General features: G+C 61.3%; 22 protein-coding genes and 1 tRNA gene. 15 read left to right on the top strand and 8 right to left on the bottom strand.

Annotated elements, in window-relative coordinates; all coding sequences use genetic code 11:
• The first annotated feature begins 8 nt into the window (after window positions 1–8).
• From glp to BJI47_RS23965, 8 genes are all read left to right on the top strand, one after another.
• Window positions 9–1,268, top strand: a complete 1,260-nt coding sequence (gene glp / locus BJI47_RS01780; RefSeq protein WP_088942087.1) for a gephyrin-like molybdotransferase Glp — start codon at window positions 9–11, stop codon at window positions 1,266–1,268.
• A gap of 52 nt (window positions 1,269–1,320) precedes the next feature.
• Complete coding sequence (locus BJI47_RS01775; protein WP_088942086.1) at window positions 1,321–1,968, top strand: GNAT family N-acetyltransferase; 648 nt, start codon at window positions 1,321–1,323, stop codon at window positions 1,966–1,968.
• Window positions 1,969–2,119: 151 nt separating this feature from the next.
• The gene (glpR, locus tag BJI47_RS01770) at window positions 2,120–2,911 is read left to right on the top strand and encodes a gephyrin-like molybdotransferase receptor GlpR (protein WP_088942085.1); all 792 of its coding nucleotides are present in this window, start codon (window positions 2,120–2,122) and stop codon (window positions 2,909–2,911) included.
• Window positions 2,912–2,971: 60 nt separating this feature from the next.
• Window positions 2,972–3,044 (top strand) — tRNA-Ala (locus BJI47_RS01765).
• Window positions 3,045–3,315: 271 nt separating this feature from the next.
• Window positions 3,316–3,771, top strand: a complete 456-nt coding sequence (locus BJI47_RS01760; RefSeq protein ID WP_088942084.1) for a GyrI-like domain-containing protein — start codon at window positions 3,316–3,318, stop codon at window positions 3,769–3,771.
• On the top strand, window positions 3,768–4,202 hold the full coding sequence (locus BJI47_RS01755; protein WP_254900330.1) for a GyrI-like domain-containing protein: 435 nt from the start codon (window positions 3,768–3,770) through the stop codon (window positions 4,200–4,202). Before BJI47_RS01760 ends, BJI47_RS01755 begins: the two co-directional genes overlap by 4 nt.
• Before the next feature lie 179 nt (window positions 4,203–4,381).
• Window positions 4,382–5,047, top strand: coding sequence for a ScbR family autoregulator-binding transcription factor (locus BJI47_RS01750; protein ID WP_088942083.1), 666 nt, complete (start codon window positions 4,382–4,384; stop codon window positions 5,045–5,047).
• A 53-nt stretch (window positions 5,048–5,100) separates the two neighbouring features.
• The gene (locus tag BJI47_RS23965) at window positions 5,101–5,271 is read left to right on the top strand and encodes a hypothetical protein (protein WP_176224625.1); all 171 of its coding nucleotides are present in this window, start codon (window positions 5,101–5,103) and stop codon (window positions 5,269–5,271) included.
• 9 nt (window positions 5,272–5,280) lie between these two features.
• On the opposite strand, the gene BJI47_RS01745 is transcribed toward BJI47_RS23965, so the two are convergent.
• Window positions 5,281–5,991 carry a ferredoxin reductase gene (locus BJI47_RS01745; protein WP_088942082.1) on the bottom strand — a complete coding sequence of 237 codons (711 nt, stop codon included), beginning with the start codon at window positions 5,989–5,991 and terminating at the stop codon, window positions 5,281–5,283.
• Window positions 5,992–5,998: 7 nt separating this feature from the next.
• Entirely contained in the window at window positions 5,999–6,598 is a 600-nt protein-coding gene (locus tag BJI47_RS01740) for a sulfite oxidase-like oxidoreductase (protein ID WP_088942081.1), read from the bottom strand.
• 174 nt (window positions 6,599–6,772) lie between these two features.
• Here BJI47_RS01740 and BJI47_RS01735 point away from each other — a divergent pair, with 174 nt between their 5' ends.
• Both BJI47_RS01735 and BJI47_RS01730 read left to right on the top strand, forming a co-directional pair.
• Complete coding sequence (locus tag BJI47_RS01735) at window positions 6,773–7,618, top strand: SDR family oxidoreductase (protein ID WP_088942080.1); 846 nt, start codon at window positions 6,773–6,775, stop codon at window positions 7,616–7,618.
• Window positions 7,619–7,672: 54 nt separating this feature from the next.
• Window positions 7,673–8,908, top strand: a complete 1,236-nt coding sequence (locus BJI47_RS01730) for an arginine deiminase (protein WP_088942079.1) — start codon at window positions 7,673–7,675, stop codon at window positions 8,906–8,908.
• Window positions 8,909–8,947: 39 nt separating this feature from the next.
• Here BJI47_RS01730 and arsC read toward each other — a convergent pair whose 3' ends face one another.
• Complete coding sequence (arsC, locus tag BJI47_RS01725) at window positions 8,948–9,295, bottom strand: arsenate reductase (glutaredoxin) (RefSeq protein ID WP_088942078.1); 348 nt, start codon at window positions 9,293–9,295, stop codon at window positions 8,948–8,950.
• Between the two features lie 36 nt (window positions 9,296–9,331).
• On the opposite strand from arsC, the gene BJI47_RS01720 reads away from it, so the two are divergent.
• From BJI47_RS01720 to BJI47_RS01710, 3 genes are all read left to right on the top strand, one after another.
• Entirely contained in the window at window positions 9,332–9,988 is a 657-nt protein-coding gene (locus tag BJI47_RS01720; RefSeq protein WP_088942077.1) for an NAD(P)H-binding protein, read from the top strand.
• 40 nt (window positions 9,989–10,028) lie between these two features.
• The gene (locus BJI47_RS01715; protein WP_088942076.1) at window positions 10,029–10,388 is read left to right on the top strand and encodes a GntR family transcriptional regulator; all 360 of its coding nucleotides are present in this window, start codon (window positions 10,029–10,031) and stop codon (window positions 10,386–10,388) included.
• A 61-nt stretch (window positions 10,389–10,449) separates the two neighbouring features.
• Window positions 10,450–10,887 (top strand): DoxX family protein, encoded by a 438-nt coding sequence (locus BJI47_RS01710; protein WP_088942075.1) that lies wholly within the window; start codon window positions 10,450–10,452, stop codon window positions 10,885–10,887.
• On the opposite strand, the gene BJI47_RS01705 is transcribed toward BJI47_RS01710, so the two are convergent.
• Complete coding sequence (locus BJI47_RS01705) at window positions 10,884–12,374, bottom strand: phospholipid carrier-dependent glycosyltransferase (protein WP_254900333.1); 1,491 nt, start codon at window positions 12,372–12,374, stop codon at window positions 10,884–10,886. The two genes, BJI47_RS01710 and BJI47_RS01705, sit on opposite strands and share 4 nt — an antisense overlap.
• Window positions 12,375–12,482: 108 nt before the next feature.
• On the opposite strand from BJI47_RS01705, the gene rsmI reads away from it, so the two are divergent.
• Window positions 12,483–13,322, top strand: a complete 840-nt coding sequence (gene rsmI / locus BJI47_RS01700) for a 16S rRNA (cytidine(1402)-2'-O)-methyltransferase (protein ID WP_088942122.1) — start codon at window positions 12,483–12,485, stop codon at window positions 13,320–13,322.
• A gap of 16 nt (window positions 13,323–13,338) precedes the next feature.
• Here the strand turns inward: rsmI and BJI47_RS01695 are convergent, their stop codons facing one another.
• The 3 genes from BJI47_RS01695 to BJI47_RS01685 form a co-directional block, all read right to left on the bottom strand.
• The gene (locus BJI47_RS01695; RefSeq protein WP_088942073.1) at window positions 13,339–13,959 is read right to left on the bottom strand and encodes a TetR/AcrR family transcriptional regulator; all 621 of its coding nucleotides are present in this window, start codon (window positions 13,957–13,959) and stop codon (window positions 13,339–13,341) included.
• 91 nt (window positions 13,960–14,050) lie between these two features.
• A complete protein-coding gene (locus BJI47_RS01690) occupies window positions 14,051–14,479 on the bottom strand; it encodes an SRPBCC family protein (protein WP_088942072.1) in 429 nt (142 codons plus the stop codon).
• 14 nt (window positions 14,480–14,493) lie between these two features.
• The gene (locus BJI47_RS01685; protein WP_254900329.1) at window positions 14,494–15,516 is read right to left on the bottom strand and encodes an alpha/beta hydrolase; all 1,023 of its coding nucleotides are present in this window, start codon (window positions 15,514–15,516) and stop codon (window positions 14,494–14,496) included.
• Between the two features lie 131 nt (window positions 15,517–15,647).
• Here BJI47_RS01685 and BJI47_RS01680 point away from each other — a divergent pair, with 131 nt between their 5' ends.
• Window positions 15,648–17,018 carry a wax ester/triacylglycerol synthase family O-acyltransferase gene (locus BJI47_RS01680; protein WP_088942070.1) on the top strand — a complete coding sequence of 457 codons (1,371 nt, stop codon included), beginning with the start codon at window positions 15,648–15,650 and terminating at the stop codon, window positions 17,016–17,018.
• Window positions 17,019–17,278: 260 nt separating this feature from the next.
• On the opposite strand, the gene metG is transcribed toward BJI47_RS01680, so the two are convergent.
• Window positions 17,279–18,829 (bottom strand): methionine--tRNA ligase, encoded by a 1,551-nt coding sequence (gene metG, locus BJI47_RS01675; protein ID WP_088942069.1) that lies wholly within the window; start codon window positions 18,827–18,829, stop codon window positions 17,279–17,281.
• Window positions 18,830–18,842 lie beyond the last annotated feature (13 nt).

Below are 18,842 nucleotides of genomic sequence, written 5' to 3'. Positions count from 1 at the left end.
GGGGCCAGATGCGCTCGGTTGAAGATCAGCAGACCAGAGTGACCGCTGCGGCGGTCGCTCCACGGCCTGTCCGAGTGGCGATCTCGGAAGCGCAGGGCTTGTTGTGCGCCGAGGAAGTGGTCACCGAGCGTCCACTGCCAGGCTTCGACCAAGCAGCCATCGACGGTTACGCGGTGCGCAGCGTCGATGTCGCATCCGCCGGAACCGACTTGCGCAACGAGGACGACGAGCGGATCGAATTGTCGCTGCCTGTGGTCGGCGAGGTCACCGCCGGCTCACGGCAACCCATTCGGTTGCAACCGCGGCAGGCTGTTCGGGTGGATACCGGTGCACCGCTCCCGACGCTCGCCGACGCGGTACTCCCGCTGGACCGGACCGATGGAGGACGGGCGCGAGTGCAGGTCTATCGACCGGTGCGCTCGGGCGAATACGTCCGGAAAATCGGGGACGACGTACAACCGGGTGACGTTGCCGTGCGGGCAGGCACCATCATCGGCGCAGCTCAGGTCGGTCTGCTCGCTGCAGTCGGGCGTGACAAGGTGCTGGTCCATCCGCGCCCGCGCCTGTCGGTCATTTCCGTGGGCGGAGAACTCGTCGACACCGATAGAACCCCGGGACCCGGCCAGGTCTACGACGTCAACTCCTATGCCCTCGCGGCCGCGGCACGTGATGCGGGCGCAGACGTCAACCGCGTCGGAATCGTCAGCGGTGACCCTAAACGGTTACGTGAAGTCGTCGAAGGCCAACTCATTCGCTCCGAGATCGTCGTCATTGCCGGCGCCGTCGGTGGCGGTGCCTCCGACAGTGTCCGGGAGGCATTGTCGGACCTCGGCGATCTCGAAGTCGAACGCGTCGCGATGCATCCAGGTTCGGTACAGGGTTTCGGACAACTGGGCCGCGACGAAGTACCGACGTTTCTGCTTCCAGCCAACCCGGTCAGTGCACTGGTGGTGTTCGAGATCATGGTTCGGCCGTTGATCCGCATCGCGCTCGGACGTCGCCAGCCGATGCGTCGCATCGTGACTGCGCGAACGGTCGCGCCGATCACCTCCATCGAGGACCGCAAAGGTTTTCTGCGCGGTCAGCTGATGCGTGACGAAGGCTCCGGTGAGTACCTCGTACAGGCGCTCGGTGGCGCCCCCGGATCCTCCTCTCACCTGCTCGCCACTCTTGCCGAGGCCAACTGTCTCGTAGTCATCGAGCCGAATGTCACCGAAATCAGAACGGGTGAAGAAGTCGACGTAGCTTTCCTCGCCCAGCGGGGGTAGCCACTCCGCGGGGATGGTGCAGTGTCCCCGCCGGAGGCGCTAATGTCGACAGATGCCGCGCACGTGGTCGAGCCACCCAGGTTGGCCGGCGAAACTGGGACCTCTGACTGTGGCCGGGGGTAACGTCACCCTCCGCCCTGTGAAGCTCCGGGATGCGGGCCCCTGGAGTCGGCTCCGGCTCCGCGATCGCGACCACCTCGAGCCCTGGGAACCGACAGGTGAGGGCTCGTGGGCCGCGCGACACCACATTTCGTCATGGCCCGCCTTGTGCACCGGTCTCAAGTCCGAAGCACGTAAGGGCCACATGCTGCCGATGGCCATCGAGGTCGACGGTGAATTCTGTGGACAAATTACTGTCGGCAACATTATTCGCGGTGCGCTTAAATCTGCATGGATCGGGTACTGGGTGGCCAAGGACGTCAATGGTCGCGGCGTCGCCACTGCAGCGTTGGCCATAAGTCTCGATCATTGCTTCGGTCCGCTCGGACTCCATCGTGTCGAAGCGACAGTGCGGCCGGAGAATCTTCCGAGCCAGGCTGTACTACGAAACGTCGGGTTCCGTGAAGAAGGACTCCTGAGGGACTACCTCGACGTCGATGGACGATGGCGCGATCACCTACTGGTGGCGCTGACTTCCAACGAGGTTCAGGGGTCCGTCGCAGACCGTCTGGTGCGTACCGGACGGGCGGCTTGGGCATAGAACCAGGACGTGTCCACTCGTGACGGATGTGACTGGAGTTGCCTGTGTGTAATCTGGTGTCGGCGCGTCGGCGAGGTGCGGCAGCAACTTCCGCATAGCCTGAAGACGTCGTAGATGTCGGACCCAACAGGCATGAGAGGAGAACGCCGATATGCCCAACTCGATCATCTGGATCGGTCTTGTCGCAATCTGGGTGTTCGTCCTGCTGCCGATGATGATGAGTAAGCGCCCACGCATCATGCAGACGTCCGATGTCGCCCTCGCGACCCGCGTCCTGCACCGCGGCGGAACCTCGAGGCCCCAACGGGGACCTGCCGCCGGACACGCAAGCGACCCCGACTGGCGACCCGAGTACGACGAGCGCACATCGGCACCCGCCGGCGTCGTCTTCGGACGTAACGCACCAAGCACCGACGCGGAGGACCCGATGGACACTCACGCAGAAACCGAAGAAATCGACACACGCGACGTCGAACGTGCCTACGTTCCCAGCCGTCGAGGACGCGGCGGCTTCGACGCCGAAGCCGATGCGATTGCAAGCGCCGCTCGATACTCCTTCCGGCAGCGTGCCGTACTCGGGTTGGTCTTTGCCATCATCGCCACTGGCGCGCTCGCACTCATCATGACGCCGATGCTGTGGTGGGCGTGCGCCCTTTCGGTCGCAGCCCTCGCTGGATACCTCGCCTACCTGCGTCGGCAGGTCCAGATAGAGCAAGAGATCCGACGGCGGCGGATGACCCGAGCGGGTCGCTCACGCCTCGGTGTGGAATCACGCACCGACGAAGAGCTCCGGCTCGTTCCGCAGCGACTGCGTCGACCCGGCGCTGTAGTACTCGAAATCGACGACGAGGACCCGGAGTTCGAGTATCTCGATCGCTACGACGAGCCATTTCAGCAGTCGGCGCGCGAGAGCCATGGCGTGCGGCGGGCATCAGGGGCCTGAGGTTCAGCGGTTTCCGATCCCTTTGATAGGGTTTGCCCAGCAGTGATAAACGTTGCATCAGGGGCTGTGGCGCAGTTGGTAGCGCGTCTCGTTCGCATCGAGAAGGTCAGGGGTTCGATTCCCCTCAGCTCCACCCTTGAAATCGCAGGCCAGGCCCCATTCCGAGCTTCTCGGGTGGGGTCCTTTTTTGCTTTGGGCACAATTTGGGCACCGGACTGCGGAGCCTTCGGTCCGCTCCCGCGGTGCTGCCTTCGAGTGACAGGTGAGCGTCGTGTCAAAAAAGGGGTCTCCGACCGGTAGTCTTGCTGACAAGATGAGATCAAAGTCGGTTGTCGACGTCTACCGGGAAACGTCAGCCCGTCCCAGCAGTCTCGAACGTGCGCGCTGAGCTATGTGGAGAATGAATGACTTTCGAGATTGTCGACCTCGAGGAAACTTGGGTTGCAGGTCTTCCTGTACGTAGCCCCAAGCGGGCGTTGGGAAGGTTGAACGATCCCGCTCTGAATCGTGCGTGGTCTTCTGTACTCAAGCAGGAAATCTCCGGTCCGCTCGCATCCATTTATACCGACTTTGCGCCCGGTATCGGTTCCTATAACACCCAAATAGTCGGTTATCGATGTTCTTCTTTGAGTCACGTGGCCCGGGGGCATCTCGTAGCCAGGGTGCCACGCGCCAAATATGCGAAATTCTCCGCGGTGGGCTATTTCCCCGACGTTATGACGCGGTTGTGGAAACAGATCGACCATGCGGAAGATCAGGGCGAGATCAAGCGGTTGTTCACTGCCGACTACGAATGCTATCCACACGCGTACAAAATCGATCTGTATTTGCCGATCGCGTCTCCCGGACAGTCGGCATGACGCACAGCGTGACCGCGCGAGGTGCCGAGGTGTTCGGAGGGTTGGTAGCCCCGCTTGCCGTTCTGGGTTCCGAATCCAGCGGTAGCGAGCTGTTTCGCTTTCTGCGAGAACGCATTCGAGACAGATCGACCGATCCTGTTGCTGTCAGTACTGTCTTCGTTCCCGACGAGTTCGGTGACTACAACGTGCTGATCGGTCTACCGTATTCGTCACCGAGTGATGTACCTGTGGGTGACGTGTTCTTGCAAGTCCCGAGCGGAGTATTCGCAAAGTTCGTACCGAGCGGTAATCTTCGCGATCCCATCGACGATGTCTGGGCCCAGGTCGATGAGGCAACTGAATCCGGCACGCTATTCCGGGCATACAAAGAAGATGTCGAAGTCGTTACACAGTCCGGCGAAGTGGAACTCTTTGTCTCCGTTGTTATCTGATTCCGTGAGGTGTTCGCCGCATTGGGGCACCTTAAATCACATTTCGAACCTAGTTTGTGGTTATCATTACCCTGCGAGTACGGGTTCAGTGAGTTCGAGACTACGGATTCCTTGTGACTCGGATGTCCACGCTGGACAGCGTAGGTGTCATGTAGGCAACTGGGCAGGGGTGAACGATCATGGTTAGGCAACTGAGAGCGGAAGCAACACGAGCAGCCGCGCTTCGGGCAGCAGCGGATCTTTTTCTCGATGTCGGGCACGCGAATGCGACACTGAGTCAGGTGTCCGCGCAATCAGGCGTCACGAAGGGTGCACTGTACTTCCACTTCGCGTCGAAGGAAGAACTCGCCCGCGCCATTGTCGACGAGGGTCACGAACGCGTATCGACTGCGTGCGCAGGATTGGTCGATAGCCGATCGCCTGCCCTCGAGTCGGTCATCGGAATTTCGTATTCCGTTCTCGAGTTGGCGGCCTCCGATCCTTTGGTCCGAGTGATGTACCGGCTACAGATGGAGATCGACGGATCCGAAACCGCACGAGGCAGTGTCTTCTGCACCTGGGGAAACATCTTCGAGCATCTCTTCGATCGGGCGATCGAACACGGTGACGTCGCCGATCACCTCGACTCCGGAAACGCTTCGCTTCTCGTCTGCGAGATGCTCGCCGGTGTTCTGATGGTGTCCGAGGCTCAGTCCGCACTGGAGAGTGCACCGTCCCGTATGGAAAAGGTGTGGAACACCGTACTTCCGTCGCTCGTGCCGCCGAACAAGCTCGGATACTTCCGCGAGTTCGCAGCGCGCAGTCTGTCGAGTTTCGTGCCGTCCGAGGAATTCTCCAACGTGTAGAGCCCCTCTGGGCAGGCTTGCTAAGGGTCGGCGTCGGGCGGACACTGTGTGATATGAGCCACACAACGAGTTACCGCGTAATGTCCGACACCGAGCTTCGAAAAGCAATCGGTACCCTGCAGAGTCGAGCTGACGACGCACGTCGGCGCGGCTCTGAAGCGGACGCCGAGCGGATCGAGCAAGCAGTGAACGAGTACCGCGACGAGATGTCCCGGCGCTTGTGAGTCACCGGTTCAGCTCGAACCGAAACGTTCCGTTCGGATCCGATACGGTGGGTGACCTAGTTCGACGAGCATGTCGGCAGTCGACTCCACGAAACCGGTAGGACCGCAGACAAAGCAATCCGACGAGGAGTCTGGCTGCCACGTGTCCGACGCCAAGTCCTGAGGGCTCAGTCGACCCACGCGGCCGTCATATTCTGGCGGTGCCTCACGGGTGAAGCGGTAACTGACGTCGATTCCCTCCGGCAGTGACCGGAGCTCCTGGGCGTAGATCAAGTCGACCGGAGATCTGACCGAATAGATCAACCGGAACGGGGTCTTTCTCGCGCTCCGACTGCGGGCCCGCGTCATCGCCATCAGCGGCACGATGCCAGACCCTCCCGCTACGAGCAGGATCGGTGCCGGGCGGGCCTCGTTCCAGACGAACCAACCGCCGATCGGCCCGCGCAACTCGATCTGCTCACCGATCTCCAACATGGACGTCAGGAAGGGCGATACCTCGCCGTCGGCGACGGTCTGCACCGTCAACGCAATTCGGTCACCGTCGCTCGGCTGGGCGAGAGAATAGCTTCGTTGCGCGCTGTACCCATCCTCTGCGGTGAGACGCACGTCGACGTGCTGCCCTGGCTGGTGACCGGGCCAACCTTCGACGTCGTAGATCAGCGTGCAGGCAGTGTTCGTTTCGTGAATCTTTTCGACCAGGGTCGCGACGAGCCACTTCATGGTGTGCTCAATCTCCTTGGTATCGCTGTTCCTGCCAGGGGTCGCCGTAGTCGTGATAACCGTTGCGTTCCCAGAAACCCGGCTCGTCCCGCATGAGTAGCGTCAACTTCTCGATCCATTTCGCGGACTTCCAGAAGTACAGGTGCGGCACCAGGAGTCGAGCTGGACCTCCGTGTTCGGGAGTCAACGGCTTACCGTCGAACGTGTATGCAAGCCAAGCTTTTCCGCCGCGCAAATCGGTCAGTGGGAGATTGGTGGTATAGCCGTCGTGACTGTGTGTCATGACGTGCGTGGCCTGCGTCTCGATACCGTCGAGAAGCGTGTCGAGCGAGACTCCGCGCCACCGAGTGTCGAGTTTCGACCACTTGGTGACACAGTGAATATCCACTGTCGGCTTCTCTTCCGGCAGCGCACGCATCTGCGGCCAACTCCACTGATGCTTGACGCCCATCTCGTTGGAGATGGTGAACTGCCACCGATCCGGGTCCACCCTGGGCGTCGGGCCGACGGACAGGACGGGGAAGTCGTCGACCAGATACTGACCTGGTGGGGTGCGGCCGTCGTTGCCGCGACGCTTTCCGTGGAATCCTCGGGACACCAGTGCCATGGTCAGCTCCTCGTCTTGTCTGCTCTGGAAGTGTCCTCCGATTTTGTGTCCTGTGACAACTCGGTGTTTCCTGTGACAACTCGGTGTTCCCCGTGACAACTCGGTCGACGCGTAAGGTGCGGCTAGGAACGCACAGCAGGACGCCACCGAGAGTGGGGGAGAAGAGACACCGACATGGGCATCACCGATTTAAGCGGTAAGAAGACGTTCATCACCGGTGCAGGGAGCGGGATCGGCCGTGCGACAGCGCTCGCTGCCGGTGCGGCAGGTGCCGAACTCGTACTCACCGATATCAACGACGTAAGTCTGAAGGGTACCGTCGACGCCGTCCGGGGCGCGGGTGGAAACGTCTCTTGCTCAAAGGCATTCGATATTTCCGTGTTCGAAGATGTGACTGCATTCGCAGATGAAGTCCATTCCGCTCTCGGCAGCCTCGACATCGTCATGAACGTCGCTGGAATTGCCGCGTGGGGAACCGTGGAAAATCTCGAGCATCGGCACTGGAAGTCCATGATCGATGTAAATCTGATGGGGCCGATCCATGTCATCGAGAACTTCCTACCGCCGATGGTGAAAGCCGGCCGGGGTGGGCACCTGGTGAACGTCTCCTCGGCGGCCGGGCTGATCCCCTTGCCTTGGCACGCCGCCTACAGTGCGAGCAAATACGGTCTGCGCGGCGCATCGGAGGTGCTCCGATACGACCTGAAGCGGCACGGCATTGGGGTAAGTCTCGTCGTGCCAGGTGGAGTCAAGACAGGATTGGTCGACACCGTGGACATCGCGGGCGTCGACCGTGACGATCCGCGAGTGCAGAAGCTGCAACATCGGTTCGAGGCGCGTGCCGTCGAGCCGGAGAAGGTAGCCGAGGCGATCCTTGCGGGCATAGTGAAGAATCGCTATCTGGTCTACTCGTCCAACGACATTCGGTTCGCCTACTGGTGGGCTCGCAAGTTCGCACCACCGTACGAATTCGTGCTGCAGAAGGCCAACGATCAGTTCAGCAAGCTGCTTCGAAAGTAGTTCGGCAGTTCAGCGAATGACCCAAGTCTGCGCACAGCGCATTACGGTTGAGTGATGACTGCAGAACTCGGCGCTGATTCCGAGGTCGGAACGCTACGTACGGTGATGCTTCACCGCCCGGGCGACGAACTGCGACGCCTCACACCCCGCAACAGTGATCAACTGCTGTTCGACGGCATCCCGTGGGTCGATCGAGCGCAGGAGGAACACGACGCATTCGCGGAACTGCTACGCGGCCGCGACGTCGAAGTGCTGTTGTTGGCGACGTTGCTCACCGAGGCGATGACGGTCAGCGGAGCAGCGCGAATGCAGGGCATTTCGGCGGCGGTGAACGAGCGGCGTCTCGGTCGCGCGTTGGCGCACGATCTTTCCGTACATCTGCGAGAGGTCCCTGCAGCGGAGTTGGCGCAGATCCTCATGGCAGGCATGACGTTCGACGAACTTCTGGAAGCGGAGAGCGGTAACCCCGAACTCAGTGGGTCGTCACTGGTGCGTCGGATGCACCATGGAGCGGATTTCATCATCGACCCGCTGCCGAATCTACTGTTCACGCGTGACTCGTCGTTCTGGATCGGGAACCGCGTCGCGATCACGTCCCTGGCGTTGCCTGCACGTCTTCGCGAGACGACCCTGACCGATCTGATCTATGCGTTCCATCCGAGGTTTCTCGGTATTCGGCGCGCCTACGAGTCGCGGACCGCCCCGGTCGAAGGAGGCGATGTGCTGCTGCTCGCCCCGGGTGTGGTGGCCGTCGGGGTGGGGGAGCGCACCACTCCTGCCGGTGCAGAAGCATTGTCTCGCAGCCTGATCGAGGATGACTTGGCACATACGGTGCTGGTCGTTCCGATCGCGCAGGAGCGTGCATCCATGCATCTGGACACCGTGTGCACGATGGTCGACGTCGATGCCGTCGTGATGTATCCGGCCATTCAGGACACCCTGTCGGCGTACACGATTCGTCGAGAAGACACCGGCGTTTCCATCCGCGGTGCCGATCCGTTTCTGGAGGCTGCAGCGGACGCGATGGGAATCGGCAAGCTCCGAGTCATCGATACCGGACTAGATCATGTCACTGCCGAACGCGAGCAATGGGACGACGGCAACAACACCCTCGCCCTTGCCCCCGGTGTCGTCGTCGCTTACGAGCGCAACGTCGAGACCAACGCCAGGCTGGAGGCGTCGGGCATCGAGGTGCTGCGGATCAGTGGTTCGGAATTGGGCTCCGGACGTGGCGGTCCGCGGTGCATGTCCTGCCCCGTGGCGCGGGATTCGCTCGAGCACCCTGCCTGAGTGCCGTCCCAGGCAACGAGGCGTACGAGGAACCGCGAATCAGAGAATTTCGCGGACCTTGTCCGCTGGCCGCGCCAAGACCGTCCCCTGGTCCGTCACCACGATCGGCCGTTCGATGAGAATCGGGTGCTCGACCATTGCCTTGATGAGTTCGTCCTCGGAGGCGTGCGCCAAGTCGAGTTCTTTGTAGACAGGCTCCTGCTTGCGGATTGCTTGCGACGCTGAAAGGCCCGCGTCGTCGAGAAGCTTGCGGAGACCGTCCTTCGTCGGCGGGGTGTCCAGGTATTTCACGATCGTCGGTTCCAGTCCGGATTCTTCGATGATCTTCAACGCAGTCCGAGAGGTGTTGCAGCGTGGGTTGTGGTAAATAATCGCAGTAGATGCCATGTTTGTTGATTCTGCCACCAGGGTAGGCGACTGGACATGACGGATCTGAGAGTAGTTATCGCTGGAGGCCACGGAAAGATCGCTCAGCACTTGATTCAGGTGCTCACTGCGCATGGCGACCGCGCGGTCGCATTGATTCGCAACCCCGAACACGAGAGTGCGGTGGAAGCGCTGGGTGCGCTTCCCGTGGTGCTCGATCTGGAAACAGCGACGGTCGACGAGGTAGCCGAGGTTCTCGCTGGCGCCGACGCGGCCGTGTTCGCTGCCGGATCGGGTGGATCGGGCGGGGCCGCGAGAAAGGATTCGGTGGACCGAGCAGGTTCGGTGCTGCTGGCCGACGCCGCGGAGAGGGCCGGAGTCAAGCGTTTCGTTCAGATCAGTTCCTTCGGCGCAGGTGAGCCGGTAGCCGATGACGCCGAGGACAGCTGGAAGGAATACATGGCTGCCAAGACGGCGGCCGAAGAGGATTTGAAAGCCAGATCGAAACTCGATTGGACCATCCTTCGTCCCGGCGGATTGACCGACGAGGACGCGACGGCGCATATTGCCTTGTCCGAGCCGCCGCTCGAGCGAGGGACGGTGCCGCGCGGGGATGTTGCAAAGGTGATTGCCGCGTTGATCGAAACGCCGTCGACGATCGGGAAGACCCTGATGTTGACTTCTGGTGGTGTACGCCTGGAAGATGCCCTCTGACTGTCCTGGTTCTGCAGGGGCACCAGAGCAAAGGATCCATATGCGAGTGCACCTCGATCCAGCATCCAAAACCCCACTGTACGAGCAGCTCCGCATTGAAATTCTCGATCTGGTGCGAAGCGGAGAATTGATCGCGGAGACGAAGATTCCGACGGTCCGGGGCCTGGCCGCGGAGCTTTCCATAGCGCCGCACACGGTCGCGAAGGCTTACCGGGAACTGGAGCAGCAGGGAGTCATCGAGGCTCGAGGCCGGCTCGGCACATTCATCGCTTCCGGAGGTGATCCCACCGAAGACAGTGCCGCCCGGGCGGCGATGACGTACGTGGCAGAGCTTCGGGCATTGGGTTTGTCCGACCAGCGAGTGCGAGATCTCGTAGATAATGCACTGGCTGCAAGTTGACGCTTCAACCTGATCGTGACAAAGTCTCCGTGTCTCGCTGCCGCCCCGAAGGAATTGATATATGAACTCGAACATCTTCCGTGACGTCGCAACGCTGGTTGCCCGAATCGGGCTCGGCATCGTTTTCATCGCACACGGTTGGCAGAAACTCAACGCCAACGGTCTCGACGCCACGAAAGCCGGCTTCGACGGAATGGGCGTGCCTCTACCTGGGCTCTCCGCCTATTTCGCAACCTTCGTCGAGCTCATCGGCGGAGTCGCACTGGTTCTCGGCATCTTCACTCCGATCGTCGGCATTCTGCTCTTCGTCGACATGCTGGGTGCATTCTTGTTCGTGCACTACGACATGGGGGTCTTCGTCGGCGAGGGTGGCTACGAATTGGTAGTAGCGCTCGGGGTCGGATCTTTGTTGTCGGCGGCAGTCGGTGCCGGACGATTCAGCCTCGACGGGGTCTCCGGAGGTAGAACGAGCTTCACGAAAATGCGCAAACGCCGCTAGCGCCAACTCGGCAGCCAGAGTTGTTGCTGCCACAGCTCCGGCGAGATCGGCATCGCGGTCAGAATCGGCCACAACCAGATGAAGTTCGCGACCACCAGACCGACGTAGAGGCACACCAGTAGTAGTCCGGTGCCTCTACGTTCGGCGGACGCGCGTGCGCGGCCGATGATCTGCCCGAGTATCAACGCGAACCCCATCACCATGAATGGTGCCATCGCGACTGCGTAGAAGTAGTACATCTGCCGATCGAGCGTGATGAACCATGGCAGAAATCCTGCGGCGTACCCGACGATGACTGCGGCGAACCGCCAATCTCGCCGGACCAGGAACATCCACAATCCCCAGGCGAGCATCGGCACCGCGAGCCACCACATAGCCGGCGTGCCGATGAGCATGATGGCCTTGACGCACGACGACGTCGAGCAGCCCTGTACTTGCTCACCGTCGGCGAAGTAGTACAGCATCGGGCGTAAGCCCATCGGCCACGTCCACGGCTTCGATTCCCATGGGTGACGGTTGCCCACCGAATTGGTGAGACCCTCGTGAAAAGTCAGTACATTGCCGCTGTAATACCACAGTGAGCGCAGTGCATCCGGTACGAACGAGAACAGCCCGCCCGTACCGATCTGATTCCCGACGGCATGGCGGTCGACTCCGGTCTCGCTGGCGAACCACCCTGAGTACGTGCACAAATAGACGATCAACGGCACCACGACGAGGGCGTACAGAGACGGTCCGATGTCTCGAATTGCGGTACCGATCCATGGCCGCGACACTCCGTTCGCGCGGCGGGCCGCGACGTCGAATCCGACGCACAACAGTCCGAAGAACGCGATGAAGTACATCCCGGACCACTTGGTTCCGCAGGCGAGACCGAGCATGATTCCGGCGCCGAAACGCCACCAGCGGACACCGAGCCTCGGCCCGAATTCGCTTGCCTTGATACGTCCTTCGCTTCGCACCTTCGCCATGCGTTTACGGACGTCGTCTCGATCGACCACCAGACAACCCAGAGCCGCCGTGACGAAGAACGCCAAGAAGATATCGAGCATGCCGACGCGTGAGGAGACGAATGTGACGCCGTCGGCGATCAGTAGGACGCCGGCGATCGCTCCCACCAGCGTCGACCGCGCCATCCGCCGTACTATCCGAATCACGATCAGTACCAACAGGGTTCCGAACAGGGCTGCCGAGAAACGCCAACCCCAACCGTTGTAGCCGAACAGTGCTTCCCCGGCTGCGATCAATTGCTTGCCGACGGGCGGATGCACCACGAGTCCGTAAGCGGGGTTGTCCTCGACCCCGCCGCCGGTGAGTACCTGCCATCCTTGCGGGGCGTAATGCTTCTCGTCGAAGACCGGTGTGCCGGCATCGGTGGGGTAACGCAGAATCGCGAAACGGGTGATGGCGGCGATGGCAGTGAGAACGAGCGTGACGATCCATCCGCGTCGCCGATCGGTGTCGCGGTAGAAGTCGGCCGCCGCAATGGTGGGCCCAGGACTGACGACGGGGCGCGCATCGGTCGACAGGGTCACATGCCGATCGTAGGCGGCGCAGCGGAATGCGAGAAGGTTGGTGTGGGGGATGATGGGTGCATGCTGATCCTTGCCGCAACACCCATGGGCGATGTGGGTGATGCGTCCCAGCGACTGCGCGACGCACTGGCCACGGCCGACGTCGTCGCAGCAGAAGACACCCGAAGAACCAAACAGCTGGCGAGTTCGCTCGGAGTGGCCATCACCGGCAAGGTGATCAGCTTCTATGACCAGGTCGAAACCGCGCGTCTTCCCGGACTGCTCGACGCGGTTCGTGCCGAGAAGTCGGTCTTGTTGGTCACCGACGCGGGCATGCCATCGGTGAGTGACCCGGGGTACCGGCTGGTGGCCGCCTGCGTCGACGCCGACCTTCCGGTCACCTGTCTGCCGGGCCCTTCCGCGGTGACCACCGCACTCGCGCTGTCCGGACTACCCGTCGAACGGTTCTGTTTCGACGGGTTCCCGCCGCGCAAGCAGGGCCAGCGGCGAACCTTTTTCGAGTCCTTGCGGACGGAATCGCGTGCCTGCGTGTTCTTCGAGGCGCCTCATCGACTCGCTGCCAGTCTCGACGACGCCGTGACAGTCCTCGGCCCGGATCGACGTGCTGCGGTCTGCAGGGAGCTGACGAAGACCTACGAGGAAGTCAAGCGCGGCACGCTCGGCGAGCTGGCAGCGTGGGCCGCCGACGGGGTTCGCGGCGAGATCACCGTCGTGCTCGCCGGAGCGCAGCCCGTCACCGCGGAACCGGAAGATCTGATCGGTGAAGTAGAAGAACTGGTTGCGTCGGGCATGCGGCTCAAGGATGCATGTGCCGAGTTGGCGGTCGGCGGCGTCAGCAAGAGAGAGCTGTACGAGGCCGTTCTCGATTCCCGTAAATCGGCGGAGGAAACACTGCCGTAAGTTTTGGGCCGAGCCGTCAGCGGTGGGCCGTGGAGGTGAATTGGTAGGTGGCCGCGTCGACGATCTCGTCGGGCGTGATGGCGATCTCGTCGTTCAGCCATGCAGTGACCAGCTCGGCCAAGCCGCCGACGAACAGCAAGCCGTTGATTTCTCCCTGGTGTGGTGGCCACGCTCGATCGCCGTACATTCGGGTCGCTTCGTCTGCGACCATCTGAGCGAAGCCCCGTAGAGCTGCACGACGGTGGGTTCGTAGGGGCTCGAACGCAGCGGATTCGATCATCGCAACTCGACCCTTGCGCGGATCTTCAGTGAGGATGGTGACGAAGGAGGAGATGGCATTTCGTACGCGTTCCTCCAGTGTTCCGGTGTTCGATCTAAGCGCTGCCAACCCCGCCTGTCGAACTTCGTCGGCGATGCCGTCCAGGACTTTCTGTAGGAGATCGTCTCTGCCAGTGAAGCTTTCGTAGAAATATCGTTCTGTCAGCTTGGCGCGGCTACAGATGGCAGTCATCGTGGCACCGGTTTTGCCGGTAGCTGCAAACACGTCCAATCCTGCTTCGAGCAAACTCGCGCGCCGCTGGACTGCCCGTTGGTCTGCGCTCATGCCGCCGTAACGGCGTGGCTTGGATGGAGTCATGGAGTGATTTTGGCAGACGCATCCCGGCGCGACGCAGAGTGAGCTTCTTCGACAGTGAGTGCTGTCGACTCAGCGCCGCTTCGATCGGCGATCAACCGACGACCTGCTGACGCAGCCCCTCGGTCGCTGCTTCGAGGATGGTCTTGGTGCCCTTCCTGACAAGAAAACCTGGAAGCGGAACCTTCGGGTCGATGGTCAGCTCGAACGCCACATGAGTGCCCTTGGCTGTCGGCGTCAACGTGTACTCACCGTGCTGCGCCTTCTGCTGCGAACCCTCGACCAGGTCCCAGCTGACAGTCGTATCGGTCCAGGTGTACTCCACGACCTGTTCGTCGTTGATTCCCAGGACCGATACCGCCATCTTGACGTGATGGGGCCGGCCGTCGTCGAAACGGTCGATGACCTCGATCTTCTTGTGGACCGGCGACCACGACGGGAGCCCTTCCACATCTGCGAGGACCTCGAGCACCGCCTCGGGAGCAGCATCGATATCGACGTCTTTGTTCGCTGTGACTGCCATGGGGACAAGGTAACTCAGGCGGAGCGGTCCGCGACCGGAATCGCGCCATGCGAACGCACGAAGTCACCGATCCGTTGCAGCGCGCGGTGCGACTCAGGCAGGAAATCCGCCACCTGAAACACGTGCACCTGATCCGCCCACACCTGCAGTTCGCAATCGACGCCCGCAGATCCGAGCCGCTCCATCATCAGCTCGGCGTCGGCGAGCACTATCTCGGCGGAGCCGGCCTGGATCAGCACCGGCGGAAGTCCGCGGAGGTCGGCGTCGACCGGTGAAACCCTCGGCCCCTGTTGTCCTTCGACCACGATCCGGGCATCGACCTTGTCTGCCAAAGCTGTCAACGAAGGCACCGCATTGGGCGGAAAAATAGCGCATTTCGACGCGTTCTCGTGGTCGAGCTTGTTCGTCGGGTCCAGGTCCGTCAACGGCGACATCGTAAAAATGCCTGCAGGCATCGGTAGATCCAGAGTCTGCAAAGCCAACGCGACCATGAAGGCGAGGTAACCGCCGGCAGAGTCGCCGGCGATGAAAATTTGATCCGGACGGTATCCAGAATCGAGAAGGAAACGATAGCCGTCGACGCCGTCCTCGACCGCGTGGGCGATCGGATTGCGCGGCATCATCCGATAGTCGACCGAGAGTACGGGGGCGTCGACGTACTGCGATACCCGCGAGGTCAGCCTGCGATGAGTATTGAGGCCACAGCAGATGAACGCTCCGCCGTGCAGGTACAGCACCACATTGTCGTTTCGGACGCCTTCGGCACGGATCCATTCGGCGTAGCAATCGGCCAGCATGATCCGATTGCACTGCGCACCCTTCACTGCAGGCAACAGCATGCCTGCGTAGTCGACGAGTCCCATCGGCCACGGAAGGTGTGGCGCTTTGGCCCACAGGGACAACAACGGTCGAATGGAGTACTGCAAACCCGTCGAAAGGGCTCGTGAGCTCAAGCTTCCGCCAGGTAAGTCATGCCTGCGGGGTGCGCGGGTCGGCGTCGACTGTGGCTGCCGCAGTGCGGTAAGCGCTGTGTTCATCGTGCTCGCCTCGATTCGGCAGTTGTTTGGAACTCCTACTAACGGACCTTAGCGTGTGACATATATCGCTCGAACGTAAGGTCGTGTTCGATGTCACACCGTGATCGAAACTAGGCTCAAAGGTGATCCACATGGCGCTCATGCCCGTTACCGAATCCATGTTCTTGATCGCGGAATCGCGTGAGCATCCGATGCACGTCGGAAGTCTTCAATTGTTCGTACCACCAGGGGAACCACATGACTTCGCACAGGAGGTCCATGGCAAGTTGACGATGGGTGAAGTCCACGAACTGTTCCGAAAGCGCCCCGGTCGCCCCGTCAACGTCATGGGCAGCCTCGCGTGGTCACGTGAACCGGACATCGACTTCGACTACCACGTCAGGAGAGCAGTTCTGCCCTCCCCCGGGCGGATCAGAGAGCTGTTCCAGTTCTTGTCGCTCAATCACAGCACTCCGCTCGACCGGTACCGGCCGATGTGGGAAGTGCACATCATCGAAGGCCTCGCAGATGGCCGCATCGCGCTTTACACAAAGGTGCATCACTCTCTCGTCGACGGTGTCTCGGCCCTGAAGCTGACGCTCAACGCACTCAGTTCCGATCCCGATGACAGAAACGGTGTCGCCACCTGGGATCCGTCACTGTTCCGCGAGAAAAAACCGCGTGAAACACCGTCCGCACGCCAACGAATAATCGGTGGGTTGACACTAGGCCGCACAATTGCCGCTGACCTCGTGGACTTCCTCCCTGCCGCAACCCGAATCGGATTGCGCGCCATACGAAACGAAGGTGCACAACTACCTCTGCGCGCACCCCGCACGATGTTCAACGTGCCGATCGGCGGTGCACGACGTTTCGCGGCCGAAAGCTGGTCCCTCGAGCGAATGACGAAGGTCGCCAAAGCCAGAGGGGTATCGCTGAACGACATCGTGCTCGCGATGTGCTCCGGCGCGCTGCGGTCCTACCTCATCGACCAAGAAGCTCTACCTGAATCACCCTTGATCGCAATGGTTCCGGTATCGCTCCGTAAATCAGGGGAGGGCACAGGGACCGGTAACTCGGTCTCGGTGATTCTGTGCAATCTCGGCACCCATGAATCCGACCCGCTTGCCAGGCTCGACGCCATCACCGACTCCACCGCCAAGGGCAAGAACATGATGAGCGAACTCAACACCCTCGAATCACTGGCAATCGGCGCAGTAACCGTGGCGCCGTTGCTGTTCGGACCGGTACCCGGCTTCGTCAACTACACACCCCCGCCGTTCAACGTCATCATCTCGAACGTGCCCGGCACCGCCGAGGAACTGTACTGGAACGGAGCCAAACTCGACGGCATCTACCCGGCTTCGATCGTCTGCGACGGCATGGCATTGAACATCACCGTCGCCAGCAACGGAGATTCGGTCAACTTCGGGCTCATCTGCTGTAGGCGCAGCGTCCCGCACCTTCAGCGGATGCTGATGCATCTGGAGAACTCCCTGGAGGAGTTGGAAAAGACGATGTAAGGAGACGTTGCTGTGCGCCGGCCGCCGCTGGCTCCCGCCTACCGCCGTCGCCACAGCCCGCCTACCGCCGTCGCCACAGCCCGCCTACCGCCGCTTGAATGGACCCGTCAAGTTATCTGATCGTATGAGTGGCACATTCAAGCGATCCGGGTGCATGCTCCGCCACCGCTTCAATGTGCGCTTCAAGCTAACTGATCGTATGAATGGACCATTCAAGCGATGAGGGGAGCGGCACGACACCGCCGCCGCCACCCTGCGCGCTACTTGACCTCGTACTTCGGGAAGACCGGCGACGGGGCGGGTAGAGGCTTACCTGCGAGAATTCGGGTGCCGATATCGGAGAACTCGCGCGCTGGACTGCCGAGCAATTCGAGGATCCGGGCGGCCGAGTCGGGCATGATCGGCTGTACCAGAATGCCGACGATGCGCAGCACTTCCATCGTCACGTAGAGCACGGTTGCCATGCGCGCCGGGTCGGTCTTGCGCAGCACCCATGGCTCTTGCTGCGAGAAGTAGCGGTTGGTCTCGCCGAGCACCGACCAGATCGCCTCGACGGCCGAATGCAGTGCCTGCACGTCGAATTCGCGTCGGCAGATTTCGAGCAGTTCGTCTGCGCGTGCCAGCATCGCGGAATCCTCGGCCGTGAATTCGCCCGGCGTGGGCACCACAGCATCACAGTTCTTGGCGACCATTGTCAGCGAACGCTGCGCCAGGTTGCCGAGTTCGTTCGACAGGTCTGCGTTCATTCGCGTCACGATGGCCTCGGCGCTGTAGCTCCCGTCCTGGCCGAACGAGACCTCGCGCAACAGGAAGAAACGGAGCGAATCGAGTCCGAACTCCTCGACCAATGCGAATGGGTCGACGACGTTGCCGACCGATTTGGACATCTTCTCGCCCTTGTTGTTCAAGAAGCCGTGCACGAACACCCTTTTGGGCAGTTCGACGCCGGCGGACATCAGGAACGCAGGCCAGAACACGGTGTGGAAACGCGTGATGTCCTTGCCGATGATGTGAAGGTCTGCGGGCCAATATTTCTGGTACGTCGCCGACTCGGTGTCCGGGTAGCCGACGCCGGTGATGTAGTTGGTCAACGCGTCGACCCACACATACATCACGTGCTCGGGATCGTTCGGTACCTGAATGCCCCAGTCGAAGGTCGTCCGAGAAATCGACAGATCTCGCAGTCCGCCCTTGACGAAGTTGACGATCTCGTTGCGTCGCGAGACCGGTGCGATGAAGTCGGGCTGCGCGTCGTAGAGGGCGAGGAGCTTGTCCTGATATGCCGACAGACGGAAGAAGTACGACGCTTCCTCCGTCCACTCGACGGGAGTGTTCGTTTCGGTGGCGACGCGGGTGCCGTCGTCGGCGACGGTGGTCTCGGCCTCGGTGTAGAAGGCCTCGTCGCGAACGGAGTACCAACCGGAGAAGGCGTCGAGGTAGATGTCGCCGTTGGCCTCCATACGCCTCCACAGCTCCTTGCTGGCGGCGTGATGGTCTTCGTCGGTGGTGCGGATGAACCGGTCGTGGGAGATGCCGAGAGCCTTGTCGAGCTCCTCGAAGGCATCGGAGTTGCGGGCAGCGAGATCGACGACGTCGATGCCTTCTTTGGCCGCTGTCTGCTGCATCTTCAGGCCGTGTTCGTCGGTTCCGGTGAGAAACATGACGTCGAAACCGTCGAGTCGCTTGAATCGGGCGATCACATCAGTCGCGATGTACTCGTAGGCGTGTCCGATGTGTGGAACGCCGTTCGGGTATGCGATGGCAGTTGTGACGTAGAAGGAAGGCCGTGAGGCATCAGCTGGCGCAGTCATGGTTCGCCTACTC

It is taken from the genome of Rhodococcus sp. 1168 (genome assembly GCF_002091955.1).
GTDB lineage: Bacteria > Actinomycetota > Actinomycetes > Mycobacteriales > Mycobacteriaceae > Rhodococcoides.
Note: the sequence above shows the minus strand (reverse complement) of the source record. Positions and strands in the feature narration are given on the sequence as shown.